Origin of the sequence: Actinophytocola glycyrrhizae (assembly GCF_042653545.1) — a bacterium.
Classification (GTDB): domain Bacteria; phylum Actinomycetota; class Actinomycetes; order Mycobacteriales; family Pseudonocardiaceae; genus Actinophytocola; species Actinophytocola glycyrrhizae.
Map to the genome: position 1 here is coordinate 26,011 of NZ_JBHSIS010000005.1, position 20,210 is coordinate 46,220.

Below are 20,210 nucleotides of genomic sequence, written 5' to 3' on the forward strand. Positions count from 1 at the left end.
CGGCGGAGTCCTGGTCGTTCGAGTGCCCGAGAGGGATGGCGATGTTCGCGAGCGATGGATGGTCGTTCACCGTGCCGTTCGACCATGGCCTGCTGGCGATCGAGGACGCGGAGACCCAATCCGGTCACGACGACTGGGATCCCACGTCCCAGCCAACGCACCTGGACGGCGATTCCCTCTACGTCAACGTCTGCAACTCGGTGGACGGGCCGGTCACCGTCACCGTGGTGGGCCAGGAGCATGCCGACGTCGCTGGCAAGAACGACATGCCAATCCTGTTCTCCGGCAAGTTGCTGTTGCCGAACCGGGTGTTGAGCGTCGCCGAGTCGGACAACCGGGCAAAGCTGACACTCCGCACGGAAACGGCCGAAGCCATTACGGTCTACGGCAACGATCCGGACGACCCGGACCAGGTGATGATCGTCCTGCCGAACTGCACGTTGTCCTGACCGAACACCGTCCTTACGGCACGTACAGTTGGCGATCTTGAGGAGGCCGTCCCGGGCGTCTTCCACCAGGACCCGCGCCGCTTCGAGCTGACCGTCCAACGGCAAACGATGAGCGAGTTTTCGCAGTTCAACAGGGGAGAGGTGTGTGGATCGCCGCAGGTCGCGATAGACCCGGTAAGTCAAGGGGTTGCAGGTTCAAATCCTGTCAGCCCGACCGGAAAAGGGCCGTCTACGCAGGTAGACGGCCCTTTCTACTGCTCTGCGGGGCGGCGCGCACACCATCGACCGCCACCGGCCCGCGCTGCTGGTCGAGATCGAGGAACGCCACACCCGCCGGTACGGCCACGGCGCGCAGGACGTCGTGGACTGGCTCACCGAACGCGGCTACCGGATGTCCGTGTGCCGCGGTCACCGGTGGCAGCCTGCCGTCAGGTCGTCACATCCCACCGCAACACGTGTTCCGGCTGTGAGCGGCGGCATCGGCCAGATGCCGGTCTGTGGATGCAGGAGAAGGAGAAAACCGGGAGAGTTCACTATGCCGTTACTGGGGTAAGCTGCACTCAACGGATATGAACCGACCTGCTTTATGCAGGGGATTCTCTATTTCCGCAGGTCAGCGAATTGTGGTAACGGCGCTGGGGGACAAGTCCACTTGCCTTGAGGTTAAGGGGTCGCCTCTCCGAGTGCGCCCGCGTCGAGGTCCTACACTGAGCCTTTTTCATCCTGCGGTGGTTTCGTAGTTCTGTAGCACGTGGATGGCTTTGGCGAGTCGGCCGATGCGGCGTGGGCTGACGCGGACTTTGTGCAGGATGCGCCAGTACTTGAGCTGGGCGTTGGCGCGTTCACCCGGGCCGCGGAGCCGGGCGTGGGCCCGGTTGGCGTCCTTTTGCGATTGGGGCTTGTTCTTGCCCTTGTAGGGGGTGATCACCCGTTGGCTGGTCTGGTCGTAGCCGTGGTAGCCCTTGTCGCCCAACGCGATCAGCCCGGCCTCTTCGAGCGCGGCCAGGATCTGCCAGATTCGGGCGGCGGCGGTGTCGTGCGTGCTGCCGGGTAACTCGCAGGACACCCACAGGATGGTCCCATCCGGCGAGGCGATGACCTGCAGGTTCACCCCGTGGCGCTTGTGTTTGCCTGAGTAGAACGGCCGGTCGGCGGCGATCCGGTCGATCGGGATCAGGGTGCCGTCGATGATCACGTAGGCCATGCCCTCACGTTTCGCCTTGCGCAGCGCGTCCCGTAGCTTCGGCGCCCGCGCCGCGAGTAGTTCGACGGTTTCGTTCACATACCGCCAGCATGTCGTCGTGGACACTCCGAACCCGGCTCCGACCTCGGCGAACGGCTCGCCCTTACGCAGGTAGACCAGCACCAGCAGGGCCTGCTGGCCGGGGTTGAGCGCCCGCCATGGTGTGCCGATCTCCCGACGATGGACGCGGACCAGACCGGACACGAAGGTCAGGGTCTGATGTGACAACGGCAACGCGGCACGGTAGAACAACACCTGAAGCCCCTGGACACTTGGCAGAACGATCTTGGTCGAAAGCTCTGCTACCAGGGGCTTCACCACGTCCAGGCGCCGACACGCCGATGATCACCAACCTGTGACCAGCCAGAAGCGTTACCTGCCAACACATCCAGACCAGGATGAAACGGCTCACTCGAACGCCGACCGCGCCGCGTCCAACGGCATGGAATCGCGCTCGAAACCGGAGCGCGGAATAGCCTCACGTGAACTCATGGAATGGCTCCCGAAAGCAAGTCGGAATCAACGACTTGCCCAGGACGCCACAGCGGGTAGTACCAATCGATAACCAAACTGGTACCGAACTAGTACCGCAGAGGTACCGGCGATCATCGCACCCGCGCCGCAGGTGTCACAAGATCCACTCTGGCCGTCGTTGTGGATCACTGAACACGCGCGGTCAAGATCAAAAGGGCGTTTCCGGTACTACCCTTCTAGCTGGCAATATGGTTTCCCGGTACTACTTCGGTACTAGTTTAGTAATAGCGGTGAGCGGGCCGTCGCGCGCTGCTGCAGCCGGTGGTGTCCGCGATCTCCGACGGGATCGGAAGGTGCTCGGTCCCTTCTGTTGGACCCGCCGCCTCCCTCTGCGCGGGCTCGCGCGTGTGAACCTTTTCGGGCTATTCGAGGCCGTGGGGCTCGGTTGAGAAAAGTTGGCGGGGCGTGTCCCCAACGGGGTCGTATTTCGGAGTTCAGGGGTGTCATCAGCGCTTCGCACCGACAGGCGCACCCACCCCTGGCGAAGGGACACCCCGTGACCCAGTCCGACAACTCCGCCCGCCGCTCGCCCCGACGGCGCAGCACTACCCGAACGGACTCCACGCACCCGGCTCCGGCCCGCCCTGGCGGGCACAGGGGCGGTGACCGCCGACCCTGGCCGACCGCTCCGACCACCACCCGCGTCAGCCCCGGCAAGCCCGCGAAGTCCACAACCGGCACCGGCCGCTCACGGTCACGTGGGTCGGCTTCGACCCCGACTCCGGCGACCGTCTGGACCGCCGGCACCGCACCGATCGACCTCGACGCCACATGGCCCACCGCCCTTGTCGAACGGATCGTCACCTCGTTCAGCAAGCCCGCCGAACGGGTCATGCTGCTGGACTGGCCCACCCCCGACCACACCCGCCCGACGCTCAGCGTGGTCGGTGCCGACGGCGTCATCGACCGCGCCCCCGGCACCGAGTCGGACTCCGAACTGGCCGACACCGTCGCTGCCGTCGAACGCCTCGACCGCGCCGCGCGCGTGGAGCGCGTTCCGGTCGACCCGACGTCGACCGCCCCGGCCTCCCGCCCGTTCTGGGCCGACCTCGTCGGCGGGCTGGGCACAGCTCCCGCGGCCCTCCCCACCGCACCGGAACTCACCGTCGAGGTGCCCCTCCCGGATGCGGTGACCGAACCCGCGGGCAGCGCCGACCTGATCGTCACCAGCCTGCCGCCGCAACGCTCCGGCGACCACGGTCACGACAACAACGCGGACCTCATCGCGCTCTACGCGGCGCGGCGGCTTCGGGTCGGCGGCATCCTCGTTGTGCTCACGCACTGTGACTGGACGTCGGGCGAGCTGACCGACCCGACGGGCGCGGTGGTGACCGCGGGACAGAACGCCGACCTGCTCTACCTGCAGCACATCGTCGCCCTGCGCACACCCGTCCGCGACGGCCGTTTCCACCTCGCCGACACCCACTCCGACGGCGTCCACGGCGACCGCCAGGCCAACGACGGCGACGCACGTGCGCGTCACCGCGCCTCGGTACGCGGACTGCCCGCCCCACATCGGCGCATCCACTCCGACGTCCTTGTCTTCGCACACCAGTCGACGCCCTCGGTGTCGCCGAGTGCGCCCTCGGACGCGGTCTCGCAGCCCAAAGACCTCCGATGAACACCGCGCCCAACCCCGCACCGAACGACGCCCTCGCCCAACCCGGACCGCATCGCCAGGAAGGCACGCCCGTGACCCACGACGCCACCCACCAGCCCACCGCCGAGCCCTCCGCGCCCACCGCCGCAGCGGTCGGCGACGAGCCGACCCAGCGCATCCCGCACGCGCTCATCGCCGCACTCGATACCCCGCCCACCGCTGTGGACAACTCTGTGGACAACGGAGAGTGGAAGGGCGGCTCGTAGCCGCCTGCGGTGTCGGTGTGGACGACCGCGCAGTCCTCTCCGGCCGCCCAGCGCAAGAACAAGTACACGCCCGAGTCGACCGCGCACCCGGCCAAGATGCTGCCCGAGGTCGTCCGCCACGCCGTCACCCACTACACCCGGCCCGGCGAGCTGGTGCTCGACCCGATGTGCGGCATCGGCACCACCCTCGTCGAAGCCGTCCGGCTCGGTCGCCGCGCCGTGGGCGTGGAGTACGAACCCCACTGGGTCAAGGTCGCCCGCGCGAATCTCGACGTCGCGCGGGAGCAGGACGTCGGCGGTGAAAAGGGGATCGACGCGCGGGTGTTCCACGGCGACGCCCGCCAGCTCGTGACGCTCCTGCCGCCCGAGTACGTCGGCCAGGTAGCGCTGGTGGTGACGTCCCCGCCCTACGGTCCCTCGACCCACGGGCAGGTGTCGGTCGCGCCGGGGGAGGGGGTGCAGAAGTACCACCACCTCTACGGCAACACCCTCGACCGCGGCAACCTCGCCAACATCGGCCACCACCGGCTGCTGGCCGGGTTCACCCGCATCCTCGCCGCGCTACGCACCTTCCTCAAGCCCGGCGGGCACATCGCCATCACCATCCGCCCGTGGCGCGAGCACGCCGAGCTGATCGACCTGCCCTCGAAGATCCTCGCCTGCGGACGCGCGGCTGGCCTGATCCCGGTCGAGCGCAACGTCGCACTGCTCGCCCGCGCCGCCGAGACCGACCTCGTCGCCCGCGGCAGCTTCTTCCAGCGCGACTTCATCCGCAAGCAACGCGAGGCCGGACTCCCGCTGCACCTGATCGCCCACGAGGACGTCCTCGTCTTCCGCACCGCCTTGAATCGCCAGAGTTCGCGTGAACTCAGGCGTTCGCAGCGGGAACTCAGGCCCCGGCGGCGCTCAGTGTCTCATGTGGATGCTCGGGTTGCCGTTGAAGATGAAGCGGTGGCGGCGTGAGGGTCTGCGAGGAGTTGGCGCGCGCGTTGGCGGCGTAGCGGATGGCGGTGGTCTCGGCGATGCCGAAGACGGCGGCCAGGTGCAGTGGGTCGAAGCCGACGGTGAGTGCTTCCTCGAGTTGTCGGTCGATCCGCAGGCGTTCGACGGTGGCCGGCAGTCCGCGCAGGTTCAGCACGAACGCATGGCTGACCGGATCGTGCCCAGCGCGGTTTCCTTGCTGAGCGGCAGGTGCGGGTTGGCCGTGTTCGGCCAGCGGTGTGCCCGGTAGGCCAGCCACTCGCGCAGCACGTGGTGGGTGAGGTCATCCAAGGGGCGTTCGTGGCCGGCGATCCTCAGGCGCCGGCCGGCGAGGTCGACGTCGTCGAGTTGCAGGGCGCGGATCTGGCCGGGCCGAGCGGCGTGGATCGCGGCCAGTGCGCCGAACATCCGAGCGTGCGGGGTGGTCGCGGCGGCGATAGCAGCAGCGATGTCGGTTGGAACCAGTGGTTGCCAGACGGGATAGTCCCGTTTGCGCAGTCGGATGCCGGTCGCGGGATTGCGGAAGATGACGCTGTTGCGGCGTGCCCACCTGAACAGCGACCGCAGCGCGGTGTCGGTGCCGCGGCGTGCCTCGCCGCGCAGCCCGCTGATGCGGGCAAGCACGTCGTCGTGGGTGACCTCGCGCAGGTGGTCGTAGCGGGTCGACCAGTCCACCAAGGCGGGACGCACCCGCCGCAGGTAGGTGGCAGCGGTGTGCGGGGATCGGGGCCGGCTGCGGGGGCCGCCGTCGTGCAGAGTTCGCGCCCATCGGCCGGTTGCACGAGCGATCGCCGGGGTGAGGCCGGTCAGCTTGGCGTCCAGCCACGCGTCGAAGGTCGTGGGCCGGTTGTCGACCACGTGCTCCATCGTGCGCAGGATCTCCAGCGCGTAGTCGGCGTTGGTGCTGTAGCCGGACGCGACCGCGCGCACGTCCGAGGCACGGACATGCTCGCCAACGGTGTGGTGGGCCAGCAGCCGGACCAGGGTGCGTTGCGTGCCGCGCCGCACGGTGGGTGCCCAGCCGCGGACCTCGGCGAGTCGGTGGGCCAGGTGCAGCGCCCAGGCCAGCCATGGGTTGTCCGGGGCGGGTTGGCGGCGCAAGTCGACCCGCACCGCGCGATAGTCGCGGCCGGGCAGGTCGTCGAACAGCAGCAACTGGATGCCGATCACGCTGGGTCGGGCGGCGATCGGTGGTGCTGGCTTGGGAGGGCGGCCCTTCACGCCGTGTCGGCGCGGCGTGGTGCGCGGGCGGACGCGGCGCTGGGTCATGCCGGCCAGGAACAGTTGGTGCCACCGCACCTGCGGCAGATACGGGGCCAGCACGACCCGCGACCGCGCGTCTTCGGCGAGCACCGCGCGGTCCTCGCGGGCCTGGCACCAGCACAACCGGCAGTAGCCGTCCTTCAGCGGCACCCGTCTGTGACAAGCACCGCAATCGCCGACGTGATGCCCGAACCGGGGTGCGGAGAAGTTGTAGCAAGCCAGACACACCCCGCGGGCGTAGGTCAGGCCCCAGGCCAGGCACTCCGCACAGCTGGTCACGGTCCGGGCGATCTTCGGCCCGGCACCGTCACGCGCCACCATCACTCACGCCACCGTCGTTCAGGCTGGTGGCAGGGAACGACCGTCCGGCGACGCGGCACGACCCGCATCGGCCGCGGCGCCGAGCCCGCTGCGGTTCCCGAAGCGGCCTCCGGCTGCTCGTCGCGCACCGGCTGGGGGACCTTGTCAGGTTCGGGGATCAGCAGTTCGTCGATCGGGCAGCCGAGCACCGCGCAGATGACGTCGAGATCGTCGAGCTTGAGCGAGGCCGGCTGCCCGGACCACAGGTAGGACATCTTCCCGGCCGAGATCACCAGGCCGCGTTCGGCGAGCAGTCGTTGCAGCTCCGAGGCCTTCCAGATGCCCCGGTTCGCCGCGGCCAAGCGCATGTTCCACCGCATTCAGACCAGCCCCTCGAGCCGGCCCGCCGCCCGCGCCTGCCCGGCCAGCCACGCCTGCTCGACGTGCTCCCGGTGGAGGTGGACGTATCGCATCGTGGTGGCCACCCACGCGTGCCCGAGGGTCTCCTGGATCGCGACCAGATCCATCCCGTTCAGATACAGCTGCGACGCACAGAAATGCCGCAGCACATGCGGGGTCAGCCGGCCCGCCCCGTGCAACTCGACCGCGTACCGCAGCTCCACGAACGCGAAGTACGTCCTCAAAGCTGCCGCCCGCGCGTGCCTGTCCCGCTCGCCGCGCGCCGCAACACCCGCCCGAAGTAGGTGTCCGCATCGGCCGACTCCATCTCCCACAACGGCCGGCCGAACCACTCGCGCACCTGCTCCAGGTTGGAGATCTCACCGCGAACCGTGTCGTCCGACACGCCCGCCGACGCACGCGCCAGCACCAGCCCGGCCAGCAGGTCGGTCTCGAAATCCGCCAGCTCCACCGCTTCCGCTCGTCCGGTTTGAGTAGCTGACGACACTAGCCGGGCGGCTGGCCAGCACGGCCGGACGCGCGGCTCGACCGGGTTGTGCAGAATCTCCGCCGCCCAACGTCTCACCACCTGGTCCCCGGCGGGGTTGCCCCCCGTTGCCGGCCTCGCCGATGTCCATGGAGTGGTCGGTGTAGGGCTCGGTGGGGTTGGTGTGCCTCGCCGGAGCACCTCTTTGGCCTTGGCGGTGGGCAGGTCAGAGAGGATCTGCCCGGCGATCGCGGTGGACAGATAAGCCAGCGTCGCCGCGGTGTCCATGTTGGCGACCACGTCCATGGTCGGCTTCACGACCAGGTCTGGCCGCATCAGTACCACCGGTCCGACGCGCCGGCGGCGGGTGACGTCAGGTGGTTGTACGTTTGCTCTATCATTTGTCCCGCCATGACTAACTCGGCGTAGGACGGTTTATGACGTCTGACGATGGCCGGTCAGAAGTGCCGACGATCTTTCTGAGTTATGCCCACGACGACGACAATCACATGACCGATGTCCTTGAATTGTCACGTTTGCTGGAGACGAGCGGCATCGCCGTCGAGTTCGACCTGTGGCGCGCCGATTACCGGCAGGATTGGTATGCCTGGGCCCTGCGGGAAATTCGGGCCGCCGACTTCGTCATCGTCGTGGCGTCGCCGAAGTACCGGGCTGTCGGCGACGGAAGTGCTGATGGCGACGAGCATCGCGGTGTGCAGGCCGAGGCCGCCGCCATCCGGGAACTGCTTTATCGCGACCGTAAGACGTGGTTGAGCAAGATCCTTCCGGTTATTCTCCCCGGCAGGTCGACCGACGACCTTCCTGAGTTCGTGCAGCCGGTCACTGCCAGTCATTTCATCATCGAGACGATCACCGACAGCGGTGCCGAAGGGCTGTTGCGGGTCCTGACGCGACAACCCCGTCACGTCCGCCCACCGCGCGGGGAGGTTCCCGCTCTTCTACCGAAACAGGTGTTCTCACCGGTGCTGAGGAAGTTCCGCTGGCCGATGGTGAAGGTGCGGCGAACGATCGCCCTCGTGGCGACCCTCCTGCTGACCGCGTCGGTGCTAGCGCTCCCCGGCAGCAAGTTGCCCGCCGCCGAGGTGAACGCGGACCACGCCGGAGAAACGCCGGAGGGGGACTCACCTGCGCACGGTGGCACGACAACCACCAGTCCCTCCCACGAACGGCCGTCAGCCGGGACGGCTTGGCCCGGGCCGACCGGCACCTCGGGAACCGGAGACCGGTCGCGGCGCGCGCCTGCCCCCGACGGGGAGGAATGGGACGCTCCAGTCATGCCGGAGGGCGTGCCGACAGACGAGATGCCTTCTCACCAGGGCGTTCTCGACGTCATGTCGGTGGGGCACTCGTTTACCGCCGACGTCGACCGGATCACGGTGACCGTGCGCAACACCGACCCGGACGACGTGCTGATCCGGCAGATCGACGTGTTCGTGGACGATGTCAGGAACGGTCATGACTGGGGTGATGGCGGTCCGTGGCACTTCGTGGTTTCGCGAGACATGGACGCCGGTGCTCCTGGGTACGACGGGTCCAGCCGCGTGCATGGCACGATCCGCATGAGCGGGACCGAGTTCAGACAGCCACTGGTCGGCCGCGGACACTTCGATGGCATGTCGCTTAGCTGGCGTCGCCTTCTCACGTTCTCTCCGCAGCGGTTCATTACAGCCGCCGAGTCCCTGACGATCGTCATCGACGTCCCGCTCACTCACCTACTGCAGTCGATCCGACCTGACCAGACTGTGGGGCCGGTCGCCGAGGTGACGCTTGACCCGCAGTACGGCGCAGTTTTCACCAGGGTCGATCTATGGACGCCCGACGATCACTCGTTCGCCTGTGACTACATCAGGCGGCCTGAGGACAAGCCCGTTTGCGACCAGGTCGACCCGGCCGCGGCGGTCGAATTCCCCGGCTGAGTCAGCGTTCGAAGACGAGCAGCCGGATGTCTTGTTCTGTGGTCCGTCGTCCAGAACAGGCAGCGCCTCTTAGGTGTCGGGTTGTCGAACGTGGTGGGCGGCGTGGCGGACAGCCTGCTGTTCGTCCCGCTGGCCTTCGGCAGCTTTCGTCGCGGTGCTCAGCCAGGTCATGGGCAAGGTGGTGACCACCGTCCTGACGCTGGCAGCCCTGCGCTTCGCCCACCGGATGGTGCGGCGACGAAGTTCTATCTGGGCACCCACCGACCGTCGTGGCGGGCCCGGGACCTCGATGTGCCGATGCTGGTCTCGCATCGCCGCCAGGGACTCGAACCCCGAACCCGCTGGTTAAGAGCCAGCTGCTCACCGTGCCGACCGGTGTCAAGTACCGGGTTTGATGGAGACTGGATTAGCTGGTTTCCAGGGTTGCGGTGACCGGCTGGGTCATCGCGTGTAGTGCTTCGTGCTCGGTGGGCGGCAGGTGTCCGAGTTCGCCGTGCAGGCGTCGGTTGTTGTACCAGTCGATGTACTCGACGGTGGCGATCTCAAGGTCGTCGATCCCTTGCCACGGGCCCTTGTTGCGGACGAGTTCGGCCTTGTACAACGAGTTGAACGCTTCGGCCATCGCGTTGTCGTAGCTGTCGCCGGTGGAGCCGACCGAGGCGACAGCGTCAGCCTCGGCAAGGCGCTGGGTGTAGCGCACCGCCCGGTACTGAACGCCACGGTCGCTGTGGTGCACGAGCCCGGCCAGGTCCGCGCCACTGGCTCGGCGGCGCCAGATCGCCATCTGCAGCGCATCGAGGGCCAGATCCGTGTAGAGGCTGGTGGCGACCTGCCAGCCCACGATCATCCGGGAGAAGACGTCCAGCACGAACGCCGCGTAGATCCAGCCGGCGGCGGTGCGCACGTAGGTGATGTCCGCGACCCACAGCTCGTTGACACGCGTCGCGGTGAAGTCACGTTCGACCAGGTCAGCGGGCCTGCCGGTCTCCACTGCGGGTCTCGTGGTGCGCGGGGACTTGTCGCGCAGCAGGCCACGCAGCCCGCTCTCGCGCATGAGCCGCTCGACCGTGCACCGGGCCACGTCGACGCCCTCCCGGTTCAGCTGCCTCCACACCTTGCGCGCCCCGTAGACGCCGTAGTTGTCCTCGTGCACCCGCTTGATCGTCGCGGTCAGCTCCCGGTCCCGTGCCGCACGGGCCGGTTCCGGGCGGGAGCGGGCCGCGTAGTACGTCGACGGTGCGATCTCGGCGGGCGTCTGCGCGAGCGCCTGCAGGACCGGCTGGACACCGTGTTCTTCCCGCTGGGAGTCGACGAACTCGACCTTCATCGCGACGGACGGTCCAGCTCCGCCGCGAAGAAACTGGCCGCTGACCTCAGGATCTGGTTGGCCCGCCGCAGCTCACGGTTCTCCCGCTCCAGCTGCGCGAGCCGCTCCGCATCACTGGTCGTGGTGCCCGGCCGGTCCCCGGCGTCGACCTCCGCGCGCTTGACCCAGGTCCGCAACGCATCGGGATGGATCCCGAGCTGGTCGGCGATCCGCTTGATCGCCCCGGTCGCGGACGCCGGGTCCCGCCGGGCCTCCACGGCCATCCGGGTCGCCCGCTCACGCAGCTCGTCTGGGTACTTCTTCGGTGGGGCCATTGCTCCTCATCATCCAGGCTTGATGGTCGCCATCAAACCCGGTACGGAACAAAGATCCGGCTACTCACCCGCCTGGCCTTCGGATTCAAACATCCCGACGCCCTGATCTCCCTCGCGCTCCTGGCACTGGGTGGGTACCGCCCCGAACTACCTGACCGCACCCACACATAGCTCACAAGAGCCTTTTTTGGCCCTGACGGATGCTCCGTCCAGGACTGCGCGCGACCAGTCGATCAGCCCTTGGCTGCCCAACTCGTCCAGCACCGCGCGCGGAAACGTCACCGGGGCGTTTTGGGTTCACCTTATCGTCGCGCGCCGATCTAGGCCGAGTCGGTTCATCCACGACCTAGGGCCGGACGGCGGGCCCGGCCGCGACGGTCAGAGCGGGAGGCCGGAGCTTGCGCGACCTCGGCGTCGTCCGGTGCAGGCAGGTATAGCGGGCCTTGCCGCCACGTCGGCGGCCTCTAACCGACTGCTTGGCTTATTCGGTGCCGCGGATCCGTGCGCAGCTCCCCGCACGCGGCGAGGAGCTCGTCATCGGTGAGGTCGGCGCTGGCGACGGGGTGAACTCGGCGGTCCGGGTGCCGCGCTGGGGCGGGGGCGGCGGAACGCGCTGCGGGCCTCGACGACGAGCGGGTCGACGAGGAGCGGATGACCGGCGAGTACGTGTCGGGCACGGGACTGTGACCGCTGGGTTGGTGCACGCCGCGCCCTCGGTCTGCGAGGGCCTGCGCGCTTGCTTGAAAGCTGCCGTAATTCCCGTTCGCCCCGGTAATCTGGGTCGATGGGAGGTTCGGAGGGACAGTCGACGCGTCCGAGGTCCCGTGCCGTGCCGTTGCTCGCGGGCATAACAGGCGGGCTCGGCGCGTACGCGGTCGACATCAGCGGGAACCTGGTCGCCAACGACATCGGGTACCGCGGCCTTGCCATCCTGGCGGCGTTCGTCGCGGTCCTGGCGGCCGCCGTGTGGCTGCGGCGGGAGTTTAAGCCGGGCTTCGCGCTCGTGGTCTGGGTCGTCCGTGGCTGCCTGCTGATCGCAGTGGCTGCCGTGGTCACGGCCACATTGGTGAACGCGAGTCATTCGGGGATCGCCGTGCTGGTCGCGGCGCTCGCCACTCTTGCTGCGACAGTGATCCCCTTGAACCCGGCCGACCGGCTGGTGTTGCTCGGCGCGGTGGTCTTGGTGGGCCTGGGTGTCGTGTCCGTGGCCGAAGGGATCTCGGCGGAGATGACGGGCGGCGGGCGGATCTTCACTATCACCTTGGGTGTGTTCCTCATGCTGTTCGGCGTCACGGCGGTAATGGGGGGCGGGACGGTCGTCGACGACGCGAAGAACGTGATCCGGGTGGTGTTGGACGACGAGCAGGTGCCGGTCCTCCATGTGCTCGGCGTGTTCTTCGCGCTCATGGGAGTGCTCGCGGCTGCGCACGGCATCGTTCTGCTCGCCGTCGCGATGGTCCTGATCGCGGTCGGGGCGGTGGGGATGGCCGTGGGGCGCGGCCGTCGACGGCCGGTGATTGTCGGGCTGGGCGCGATGGTCGCGGGGGCGGCGTGGATGCTAGTGGGGATATGGGTGATGGTCGACGGGGAGGTCCTGCTTGGTGCTATGGCGGTGGGCCTAGGTGCCGCGATTGTTGTCGCGGCGAACACCTATCTGTCCGGGCACGGGGTGTGGAGCCGAGTGCGGGACTGGTACGCCGCGGGGCGGGCGGACGGCCGGGATGTCTAGGTCTGGGCATAGCAAGTGAGGCAGCGTACTGGCAGGCACGCGTATTCGATCGACGCGTATTCGTATTGATGAATCGATCCTTGCGGGTGGCGCCGGTGAGACTGTTTCTTTACTCACAGCTCGCACCGACCGCCGCCAGAGCTGGGCGTGGTCGAGAGTCGCGCCAGCTGAACTGCTGACGTCCCCCTGCAGTCTGTAGACGCCTTGTTGAGGGATGCCAGCTGTGAGGGCACGCCGAGCTCGCTTTATGATTCGCCGGATGTTCGGATGGACAATCAGGGAGGCTGGTAGTGCCTTCAGCATGGTTGCCCCTGGCCATCTCGATGGGAGCGGCCGTGGTCAGCCTCGGTTCTCTCGTGGTCAGCGTGCTGACGTACCGAGCTGCGGGTCCGCGGGTCGCTATCAGCGACTGCGACATCGCGAACCGCGGTGGGGAGTGGTGGCTCCAGATCAAGGTGGTCAACTCCGGCCGCAGCGAGGTCGACATCGAGGCCGCGTGGACGAACTGGCTGGGGGCCACCGTGAGCGATCTGCCCCATCGTATGAAGGGCGGATCCTCCACGAACCTGGTATTCAGAGGTGTACTTCCCCCACTCCAATACGGCGGCAATGTCATCACCGTGCAGGTTGGCCTTGGCAGTGGCCGGAATGTCCTCAAGCAGGTCCGGCTGAACGAGTCGCAGCAGGGGCAGTTGAGCGCCTCGCGTATCGACCACCACGACCAGCAGTCGCCTGACGGGCGTAGCGCCACGTTCCCCGTCGAGGAGGTATGAGATGGCGGACTCCCCCGATTCCACAGCTGTACCGGTCTACCTTGTGGTGGACATCTCGGCTTCTATGGCCCCCCTCATGGGCCTTATGAACGATCTGTTGATCGACGCTTGGCAGAACATCCTGGCCGACCCTTTGCTTGCCGATGTCGTGCATCTTGGCGTCGTATCGTTCTCCTCCGCGGTGTCCGTCGATCTGCCGTTGACGGCGGCCGATCGGATTTCGGCCTTCCCTCGGCTGTTGGCTGGCGGCGCTACTCACTACGCAGCCGTGTTCCAGCATCTTGTCGCCCTGCTGCACCAAGACGTGGTCGCGCTGAAAGCCAACAGCTACCGCGTCTTTCGGCCTGCTGTGTTTTTCCTGTCCGACGGTAGGCCGTTGGATGAGTCGTTCACCTGGTCGGCGGCGTTGGAGAAGTTGAAGACGCGCAGCATTGCCGGCGGTCCGCGGATCTTTTCGGTGGGAATCGGTGACGCCGACCCCGGAGTAGTGCAGGAGGTGGCTTCGGTGTCCGGTGCCGCGCTGATGGTGCGCACCGGCGCCTCGTCGTCCGAGGCGATCGGCGGCTACTTTCAGCTCGTCGACGAGTACGTTAAATCGCTTACACGGTCGGTCGCGGGGAACGCGCGCCAGGTCGTCTTCAGGTGGCCGGAGAACCTGGTGGAATTGCCGATCATCGGGAAGTGAAGCCCAGAAGGCGGTCTTGCGCAGCAGCGGCACCACCCGCCCCGTCCAGCTCCTGCACCTGGTTGGCCGCACGCCGGATCATCCGCGACCCGAGCCGATGGTGGAGACATCGCTCGGCTCTATCAGCTCCCGTAGCACCGTCACCACCCGCTCGGTCGGTCTGCCCTGCAACGTTTGCGACACGCGCCCGAGCGCTCCAACAGTTACAGCCTGGATCGTCGTTGTGTCCACTCGGACATCGCGGCAGCGTGTCGCTCACGCGCGTCCGAGCGTGCTTTCGGGTACGGCGTCGGACTGCTGGTGAGCTGTCGGATTCAACTGTGTCGTATGCGGCGCATGACGGTGCGCATAGGCTTGTCGTCCTGGTCGCGCCCTGCTTCGGCGGCGACCGCGGCACGTTGATCTCGACCTCGCCCGCGGCATCCGAGAGCACAGTCTTCGACCGGCTGCCGTTCCGCACATTCGTCGACTCACGCTCGGGCTCGACCCGGTTCTTCTCGTGACCGAGATGCTCGGTCATCTCCTCGTTCAGCGCGGTCTCGAGGACGTTCTTGGTGAACAACTTCAACAGGCCGTCCGGGCCGGTCAACGCCAACCCTCGAGCCTTGGCCTCGGCCTGTGCCGCTCGAATAGTCATCGTTGCTGGTCAGGCGGCCTGTCTGTACTCGTTGATGAGACCGCCGAGGATGCGGGTGCGGAGCACTCTCTGGGTGTCGAGGTCGTGTACCGCGACGGGGTGTTGCTGGGCCTCGGGTGGTAGCTGGTCGCGGGCTTGGTGGGGGCGGTGCCGGTTGTAGTGGTCTTCGTAGGTCTTCAGGACATACCGTGCGTGGCTCTCGCCGGTGATCAGGATGTGGTCGAGGAGTTCGTGTCGGAGGGTGCCGATGACCCGTTCGCAGTAGGTGTTCATCCGCGGTGCCTGTGGTGCGCTCTTGATGATGCGTAGGTCGTCGGCGTGGAAGACGGCGTCGAACGTCCGGCTGTAGTTGCCGTCGCGGTCGCGGAGCAGGAAGCGTAGGGCTTCCATGCGGGCTCCGAGGTCGGCGGCGAGGTTTCTGGCCTGCTGGGTCGCCCACTCCCGGGTCGGGTGGGGCGTGACGCCGGTGATGTGCAGGCGCCTGGTGTGGTGCTCGAGAAACGCGAGCGCGTAGAGCCGTTTGTCGAGTGCGGTGTCGAGGTGGAGGAAGTCCGCCGCGATGATGCCTTCGGCTTGGGCGTGAGGAACTCCCGCCAGGTCGGGTCGGTGCGACGGGGGGCTGGGTCGATACCTGCGTCATGCAGGATCTGCCAGACCGTCGAGGGGGCGACACGGTGGCCGAGCCGAGCCAGTTCACCCTGGACCCGGCGGTGACCCCATCGTGGGTTCTCCCTGGCGAGCCGCAGCACGAGTGATCTGATCGCCGCTCGTGTCGGTGGGCGTCCGGTGCATCGACGGGCGGAGTAGTCCCATTTACGGGCTATGAGTCTGCGGTGCCAGGCGAGCAGGGTGCCCGGCTTGACCGGAAAGACCTCCCGCCATCGGCGACGATTCACCACCCTGGACAGGGCAGCGAACCAGAACCGATCGGCGGGCTCATAGCGGACCGGACGCGCGAGTTGCCGACGAAGGACGGCGTTCTCGTGCCGCAAGACGAGCAGTTCGGCGTCCTTGGCCGCCTCGCTACGCAGCACCGCTGACGGGATGGTCAGCAGCTTCCGGGTCAGCTTGTACAGCAGGGACACGATCACCCGGACATGCTCTCAACACGCTGAGGCCCTCGCTCTACCAGCGACGATGACTTTCGAGCGGCACACGTCCCGGACCTTGACGTGGATCGCGTCGATGAACACCGCCGCGTAAACGGCGTCGAGTGGCCGGCTGGCCCACTCATTCATCTCTGCGACGACTTTGTCAGTGATCCTCGAGACCGTCTCCTTGGAGACCGATGCTCCGTAGATCTCGGCGAAGTGCGCTGAGATCTCCCCGGTGGTCATCCCTTTCGCATACAACGACAGCACGATCTCATCCACATCCGTGAGCCGACGCTGCCTCTTCTTCACGATCTGGGGTTCGAACGTGCTTTCCCGGTCCCGTGGCACAGCGATCGCGACCTCGCCCGCGGCATCCGAGACCACAGTCTTGGACCGGCTACCGTTCCGCACATTCGTCGACTCGCGCTCGAGTTCGGCTCGGTTCTTCTCGTGGCCGAGATGTTCGGTCATCTCTTCGTTAAGCGCGGTTTCCAGCACTTTCTTGGTGAATAGCTTCAACAGGCCGTCCGGGCCGGTCAACGCCAGCCCTCGCGCCTTGGCCTCGGCCACCATCGCCGCCGCAGCGGCCTGCTCCGGCGACAGCTCCCGCGCCGGCTTGTCACGCTTGCGTGGACTCACAAGATCCGATGTCATCACTCACAGTGCCCATCCCGCCGGACCTCCGCCCGGCGTGTCGGGCCGAAAACACCGATCCTGGAACAGTCCCCAGAGCAACGTGTTCCCCGCGGTCGGGAGGAGGTGCTGCGCCTGTTCGGTGACTTCGAGCTGATCGGGCCAGGCCTGGTCACCACCTCCCAGTGGCGGCCTGACCTGTCCGATGACGTGGAAGAGCCTCGGCTTGACGGCTTGTACGCTGGCGTCGCCTGTAAGAGGTCCTAGCAGAGTCGTGTGACGTGTGGCCAGGTGGTGATGCGGGTGGCCAAGCCGAGGAACACGCGAAGCAGAGGTGGAGATCGGGACTGCAAACTGCGTGTATCATGTTTTGATAACAACAGTTGTGGTTGGGTGCTGTTGGCGACCTGTGTAGCTGTGGGTGGGGACATGCCGGTCGGCTGCTCCTTACGATCCATGTCAAATTCATTAAAATGGAGCATCGAGAAACAAAGGTTTCACGTAGCATGATGTGCGCATGATCAACTCGGATGTCGCAATCACGTTGCTGTGGCAGCGGCAGAGCGTCTGGTCCCAGGCCGCGAACCGGCTCAAAGTCAGGATCACGTGGGCCAGGTCCGCGACGTTGCTGCTGATCGTCCTGGGTGCCGTGTTCGGCACCGGGGCCGCGCAGGCGCAGGGCACGCTGAGCCGCGTGCTGGCGGCCGGCGCGGCGGTCGCGCTGGCACTGGCCTCACTCGCAGGACGGGGCGGCTCGCCGACGGTCGTCCGGGACTGGACGAGGGCCCGATCGGTGTCGGAGGCGATCAAAGCCGATGTGTACACCTATCTCGCTGGGGCCCGGCCGTTCGACGGCCCGGACCGTGACGAAAAGGCGCTACACGAACTCGATGACCTGATGCGCAGTGTTGACGACATCGTCAGGCACACGACCGGGCTGACCCCGGTCGATCGCTCGCTGCCTCCGGTGCATGACGTCGACAGCTACGCGAAGGAACGTGTGGTCAAGCAACTCGACGGCTACTACCTGCCGAAGGCGCGGGAGATGGCCCGCAAGGTCCAGTTCACCCACGTTCTCGAAGTCACGCTCAGCGGAGCGGCCGCCGTGTTGGCGGCGGTGGTCGCGGTGCTGCCGTCCACAGCTGTGTCGGCATGGATCGGCGTCTTCACCACGGTCGCAGCCGCGGTGACTGCCCACGCGGCAGCATCACGGTATGAGTACCAGCAGATCGAGTTCACCAGAACGGCAGACGAACTGGAGCGGCTCACGACACTCCGTGCGGTCGGCGGACACCTCGACGACGAGGAGTTCGTAGTGACTTGCGAGCGGATCATCTCCATCCAGAACGAAGGGTGGATGGCCAGACTTGGCACGAACGACACTGAGGATTCCTCGTCGGCTTGACGTGCCTGTGTCAAGTCGTTCATGCCATACGGGATCGAAGAGCGCCCAGCACCCTGTGCTGATTGATCTGTGTAGCATCCGTCGAGGTGCCGACAGTGTGGGAGATCTCTCCGCGCTCAACCCGACGAACCAGCCGGAAGGAGAAGAATTTCGCGTTATCTCGAGGGAGTGTCTGAATGCCCGGAACACGCGCTCTTTCACATTCGCAGTAATGACCTGCTGTTCAGGGGTCGGAGTGCCGACCATGCCCGGGATACGGCCTGGCTGCACGTGCTCGCTGTGGGCATAGCTCGGGAAGTAGACGACGATCTTGTGCGCGGCGACGTTGAACGTGAAGCGAAGATCCGAGTTCGCTTTCGTCCGCATAGGTGGACGGCCGAGGTGGGTCGAAGGTAACGGACGAGCATCGGTGAAAGGGTGTCGAGGGCGGTCTGTCGGCCAGCTGTTGCCACCAACACGAGCGCGTCGAATCGTAGGTCAGGAAATGTGCGGAGACAGGGACTGGCGTGGAGAGATACGTCGGCGGCGACCTTCCAATACGCTTCTCGGCCTTGGTGACGTGATGCTGCAGGAGGATGGCCGGCACGCGGTGGAATTCGATGGTGCTGGCGAGAACTATGCAAGGCCACGGGGTCAGAGTTGTCGAGCGACACCACCCACGACGCGGTAAGTGATCGCGGGGTCGTCGACACCGGAAGTGAGTGTGGTGGCGGGGGTGGCAGACGGCACGGACTGATGGGCTACGTGATTCCGGCGAGACGATCGCCGAGCCGATAACCCATCGCTGTGAGGGTCAAGATCGGGTTCGCAACCCCCACGCTGGCGAAGGCCGCACCGTCGCCCACAAAGACATTTGAGGTGCCGAAAAGGCGACCATCCTCCGCCGCGGCACTCTCCTGTTCCGACGACGAGATCCGCAAAGTGCCGGACTCATGGTAGCTCGCGCCACACGGGAGACTGACTGGAGGGTACAACCACTTCGCCCCAAGCGACGAAGCAACCTCGGTCAGCATGGCAAACATCGACGAAACGCGCCGCCGATCTGCTTCCGTTGGCCGCAAAAAAGTAAACGCTCTCGGTATGCCATAACTGTCCATGCGATCCGGAATGATTGAAACGCGGTTTTCCGGAGAAGGATCCATCGCGGCGGAACCGGTAATACGTACGACTTTCTGCGAAGGGTCGGCATGAGTCATCGACCTGATTTCGATCTGGTAGCGATCGTCGAGGCCTAAACTTGGCGGAGGAATAAATATATTGATTGGTCCCTGATTGAGATCCGAAGAATCGGACGAATCAAGGTAGCCGCGGCAATATATGTGCTCCGCCAGGTATCGACCCACTGCCGACGAGCGCGAAGTCGTATCTTCGAGTTCCGAAGCGAGCACCAGACGCGCTGATTCGATCGGACTGGCTGCAAGCACAAAAACGTCACCAGCGATGTCTATCTCATTCGCGTCCAATCGATTACTGGGCACGCAACGTGCATACAAAATGCGCTGCTTTTGCCTGAAACTGGGTACGAGCCTCGCTGCAATGAGCTCACTGAACACTGAGAGTCGTGGCTGAGCGGAGAGGCTATCCACTTCGACAAGTGCAGCGATTCGCCGCGCTGAACTCCGGTGGGCAACGCCGAAATCCAAACCATCAATGCCACCAGGGTCCGGTCCACAGGGAGGGTGTTGTGCATCGAACCGATCCAACGCCGCACAAGCGTAGTCCTGAGAATATCCCACGCATCGTGTGGAACCGAACAAACGTTTCTCTGCCTCGGAGAAATACGGATCCAAATCGTCGCACCCGATCCGCCATTGTCCCTGCTTCCACAACGTGAAATCGTTTGCGTAGAACCGGTGCAATTGGCTGCCGCCGACAATCCCGCGTCCGCCTAGTGCGGGAAGTAGTGCGCCCCCTTGACTCAGATCGCCATCCCAGGGGCAGAAACGATGACGTGCCATGAAGTGATCTCGATCATGAATCGATCCCCCCGAGTCGTAGAAGTGACTGCTCAAAAGAAACGGGCCACGTTCAATGATTGCGATGGTTGCCGTAGCATTCATCTCGTAGAGTCGTTCAGCGACGGCAACACCCGCCGGACCGGAACCGATTATCACCACATCAAAGCGGTTGCGCATTCCGCTGCAGCCCTATCAT

The 20,210-nt window shown here is 66.0% G+C and carries 20 protein-coding genes and 2 pseudogenes; 10 read left to right on the top strand and 12 right to left on the bottom strand.

The features are described from left to right. Positions 1-35: 35 nt before the first annotated feature. The gene (locus tag ACFPCV_RS10635) at positions 36-449 is read left to right on the top strand and encodes a hypothetical protein (RefSeq protein WP_378055923.1); all 414 of its coding nucleotides are present in this window, start codon (positions 36-38) and stop codon (positions 447-449) included. Positions 450-1,167: 718 nt separating this feature from the next. On the opposite strand, the gene ACFPCV_RS10640 is transcribed toward ACFPCV_RS10635, so the two are convergent. Then, positions 1,168-1,947, bottom strand: coding sequence for a transposase family protein (locus tag ACFPCV_RS10640; protein ID WP_378055949.1), 780 nt, complete (start codon positions 1,945-1,947; stop codon positions 1,168-1,170). 775 nt (positions 1,948-2,722) lie between these two features. Between ACFPCV_RS10640 and ACFPCV_RS10645 the strand changes: the two genes are divergently transcribed. The 3 genes from ACFPCV_RS10645 to ACFPCV_RS10655 all read left to right on the top strand — a co-directional run bounded on the left by ACFPCV_RS10645 (position 2,723) and on the right by ACFPCV_RS10655 (position 5,055). Next, entirely contained in the window at positions 2,723-3,847 is a 1,125-nt protein-coding gene (locus ACFPCV_RS10645; protein WP_378055924.1) for a hypothetical protein, read from the top strand. Positions 3,848-3,918: 71 nt separating this feature from the next. Continuing rightward, positions 3,919-4,092 carry a hypothetical protein gene (locus ACFPCV_RS10650; protein ID WP_378055925.1) on the top strand — a complete coding sequence of 58 codons (174 nt, stop codon included), beginning with the start codon at positions 3,919-3,921 and terminating at the stop codon, positions 4,090-4,092. 9 nt (positions 4,093-4,101) lie between these two features. Then, positions 4,102-5,055, top strand: coding sequence for a TRM11 family SAM-dependent methyltransferase (locus tag ACFPCV_RS10655; protein WP_378055926.1), 954 nt, complete (start codon positions 4,102-4,104; stop codon positions 5,053-5,055). Here ACFPCV_RS10655 and ACFPCV_RS10660 read toward each other — a convergent pair. Genes ACFPCV_RS10660 through ACFPCV_RS10680 form a run of 5 tightly spaced genes read right to left on the bottom strand, consistent with a single transcriptional unit; the run spans position 4,982 to position 7,858 of the window. Further along, on the bottom strand, positions 4,982-5,230 hold the full coding sequence (locus ACFPCV_RS10660; protein ID WP_378055927.1) for a hypothetical protein: 249 nt from the start codon (positions 5,228-5,230) through the stop codon (positions 4,982-4,984). The genes ACFPCV_RS10655 and ACFPCV_RS10660 overlap by 74 nt on opposite strands. Continuing rightward, a complete protein-coding gene (locus tag ACFPCV_RS10665) occupies positions 5,224-6,660 on the bottom strand; it encodes an integrase (protein ID WP_378055928.1) in 1,437 nt (478 codons plus the stop codon). The genes ACFPCV_RS10660 and ACFPCV_RS10665 overlap by 7 nt, the downstream gene beginning before the upstream one ends. Further along, positions 6,657-7,004, bottom strand: coding sequence for a helix-turn-helix domain-containing protein (locus ACFPCV_RS10670; protein WP_378055929.1), 348 nt, complete (start codon positions 7,002-7,004; stop codon positions 6,657-6,659). The genes ACFPCV_RS10665 and ACFPCV_RS10670 overlap by 4 nt, the downstream gene beginning before the upstream one ends. A gap of 12 nt (positions 7,005-7,016) precedes the next feature. After that, positions 7,017-7,280 (bottom strand): tyrosine-type recombinase/integrase, encoded by a 264-nt coding sequence (locus ACFPCV_RS10675; RefSeq protein ID WP_378055930.1) that lies wholly within the window; start codon positions 7,278-7,280, stop codon positions 7,017-7,019. Beyond that, positions 7,277-7,858, bottom strand: coding sequence for a magnesium and cobalt transport protein CorA (locus ACFPCV_RS10680; protein ID WP_378055931.1), 582 nt, complete (start codon positions 7,856-7,858; stop codon positions 7,277-7,279). The genes ACFPCV_RS10675 and ACFPCV_RS10680 overlap by 4 nt, the downstream gene beginning before the upstream one ends. A 101-nt stretch (positions 7,859-7,959) precedes the next feature. On the opposite strand from ACFPCV_RS10680, the gene ACFPCV_RS10685 reads away from it, so the two are divergent. Further along, positions 7,960-9,459 carry a toll/interleukin-1 receptor domain-containing protein gene (locus ACFPCV_RS10685; RefSeq protein ID WP_378055932.1) on the top strand — a complete coding sequence of 500 codons (1,500 nt, stop codon included), beginning with the start codon at positions 7,960-7,962 and terminating at the stop codon, positions 9,457-9,459. Between the two features lie 406 nt (positions 9,460-9,865). On the opposite strand, the gene ACFPCV_RS10690 is transcribed toward ACFPCV_RS10685, so the two are convergent. Further along, positions 9,866-11,100 (bottom strand): IS3 family transposase gene (locus ACFPCV_RS10690; RefSeq protein WP_378055933.1). Its coding sequence is split into 2 segments (ribosomal slippage): positions 9,866-10,821 and positions 10,821-11,100, totalling 1,236 coding nucleotides; the frame shifts between segments, so codons are not numbered across the junction. A gap of 180 nt (positions 11,101-11,280) precedes the next feature. After that, positions 11,281-11,370 (bottom strand): annotated as a pseudogene (locus tag ACFPCV_RS10695) (IS5/IS1182 family transposase); the annotation flags it as partial. A gap of 559 nt (positions 11,371-11,929) precedes the next feature. Here ACFPCV_RS10695 and ACFPCV_RS10700 point away from each other — a divergent pair. The 3 genes from ACFPCV_RS10700 to ACFPCV_RS10710 all read left to right on the top strand — a co-directional run bounded on the left by ACFPCV_RS10700 (position 11,930) and on the right by ACFPCV_RS10710 (position 14,287). Next, positions 11,930-12,829, top strand: a complete 900-nt coding sequence (locus ACFPCV_RS10700) for a hypothetical protein (protein ID WP_378055934.1) — start codon at positions 11,930-11,932, stop codon at positions 12,827-12,829. A gap of 335 nt (positions 12,830-13,164) precedes the next feature. Beyond that, positions 13,165-13,602 carry a hypothetical protein gene (locus ACFPCV_RS10705; protein WP_378055935.1) on the top strand — a complete coding sequence of 146 codons (438 nt, stop codon included), beginning with the start codon at positions 13,165-13,167 and terminating at the stop codon, positions 13,600-13,602. Between the two features lies 1 nt (position 13,603). Next, on the top strand, positions 13,604-14,287 hold the full coding sequence (locus ACFPCV_RS10710) for a vWA domain-containing protein (RefSeq protein ID WP_378055936.1): 684 nt from the start codon (positions 13,604-13,606) through the stop codon (positions 14,285-14,287). Between the two features lie 388 nt (positions 14,288-14,675). Here ACFPCV_RS10710 and ACFPCV_RS10715 read toward each other — a convergent pair. The 3 genes and pseudogenes from ACFPCV_RS10715 to ACFPCV_RS10725 form a co-directional block, all read right to left on the bottom strand. Next, positions 14,676-14,924 (bottom strand): annotated as a pseudogene (locus tag ACFPCV_RS10715) (transposase); the annotation flags it as partial. Positions 14,925-14,933: 9 nt separating this feature from the next. Beyond that, complete coding sequence (locus ACFPCV_RS10720; RefSeq protein ID WP_378055937.1) at positions 14,934-15,314, bottom strand: integrase core domain-containing protein; 381 nt, start codon at positions 15,312-15,314, stop codon at positions 14,934-14,936. A 713-nt stretch (positions 15,315-16,027) separates the two neighbouring features. Beyond that, positions 16,028-16,672, bottom strand: a complete 645-nt coding sequence (locus ACFPCV_RS10725) for an IS256 family transposase (protein WP_378055938.1) — start codon at positions 16,670-16,672, stop codon at positions 16,028-16,030. Positions 16,673-16,732: 60 nt separating this feature from the next. On the opposite strand from ACFPCV_RS10725, the gene ACFPCV_RS10730 reads away from it, so the two are divergent. Next, positions 16,733-16,918, top strand: a complete 186-nt coding sequence (locus ACFPCV_RS10730; RefSeq protein WP_378055950.1) for an SAM-dependent methyltransferase — start codon at positions 16,733-16,735, stop codon at positions 16,916-16,918. Between the two features lie 250 nt (positions 16,919-17,168). Further along, positions 17,169-18,056, top strand: coding sequence for a DUF4231 domain-containing protein (locus tag ACFPCV_RS10735; protein WP_378055939.1), 888 nt, complete (start codon positions 17,169-17,171; stop codon positions 18,054-18,056). A 740-nt stretch (positions 18,057-18,796) separates the two neighbouring features. Here ACFPCV_RS10735 and ACFPCV_RS10740 read toward each other — a convergent pair. Continuing rightward, positions 18,797-20,191 (bottom strand): GMC oxidoreductase, encoded by a 1,395-nt coding sequence (locus tag ACFPCV_RS10740; protein ID WP_378055940.1) that lies wholly within the window; start codon positions 20,189-20,191, stop codon positions 18,797-18,799. Between the last annotated feature and the right edge of the window lie 19 nt (positions 20,192-20,210).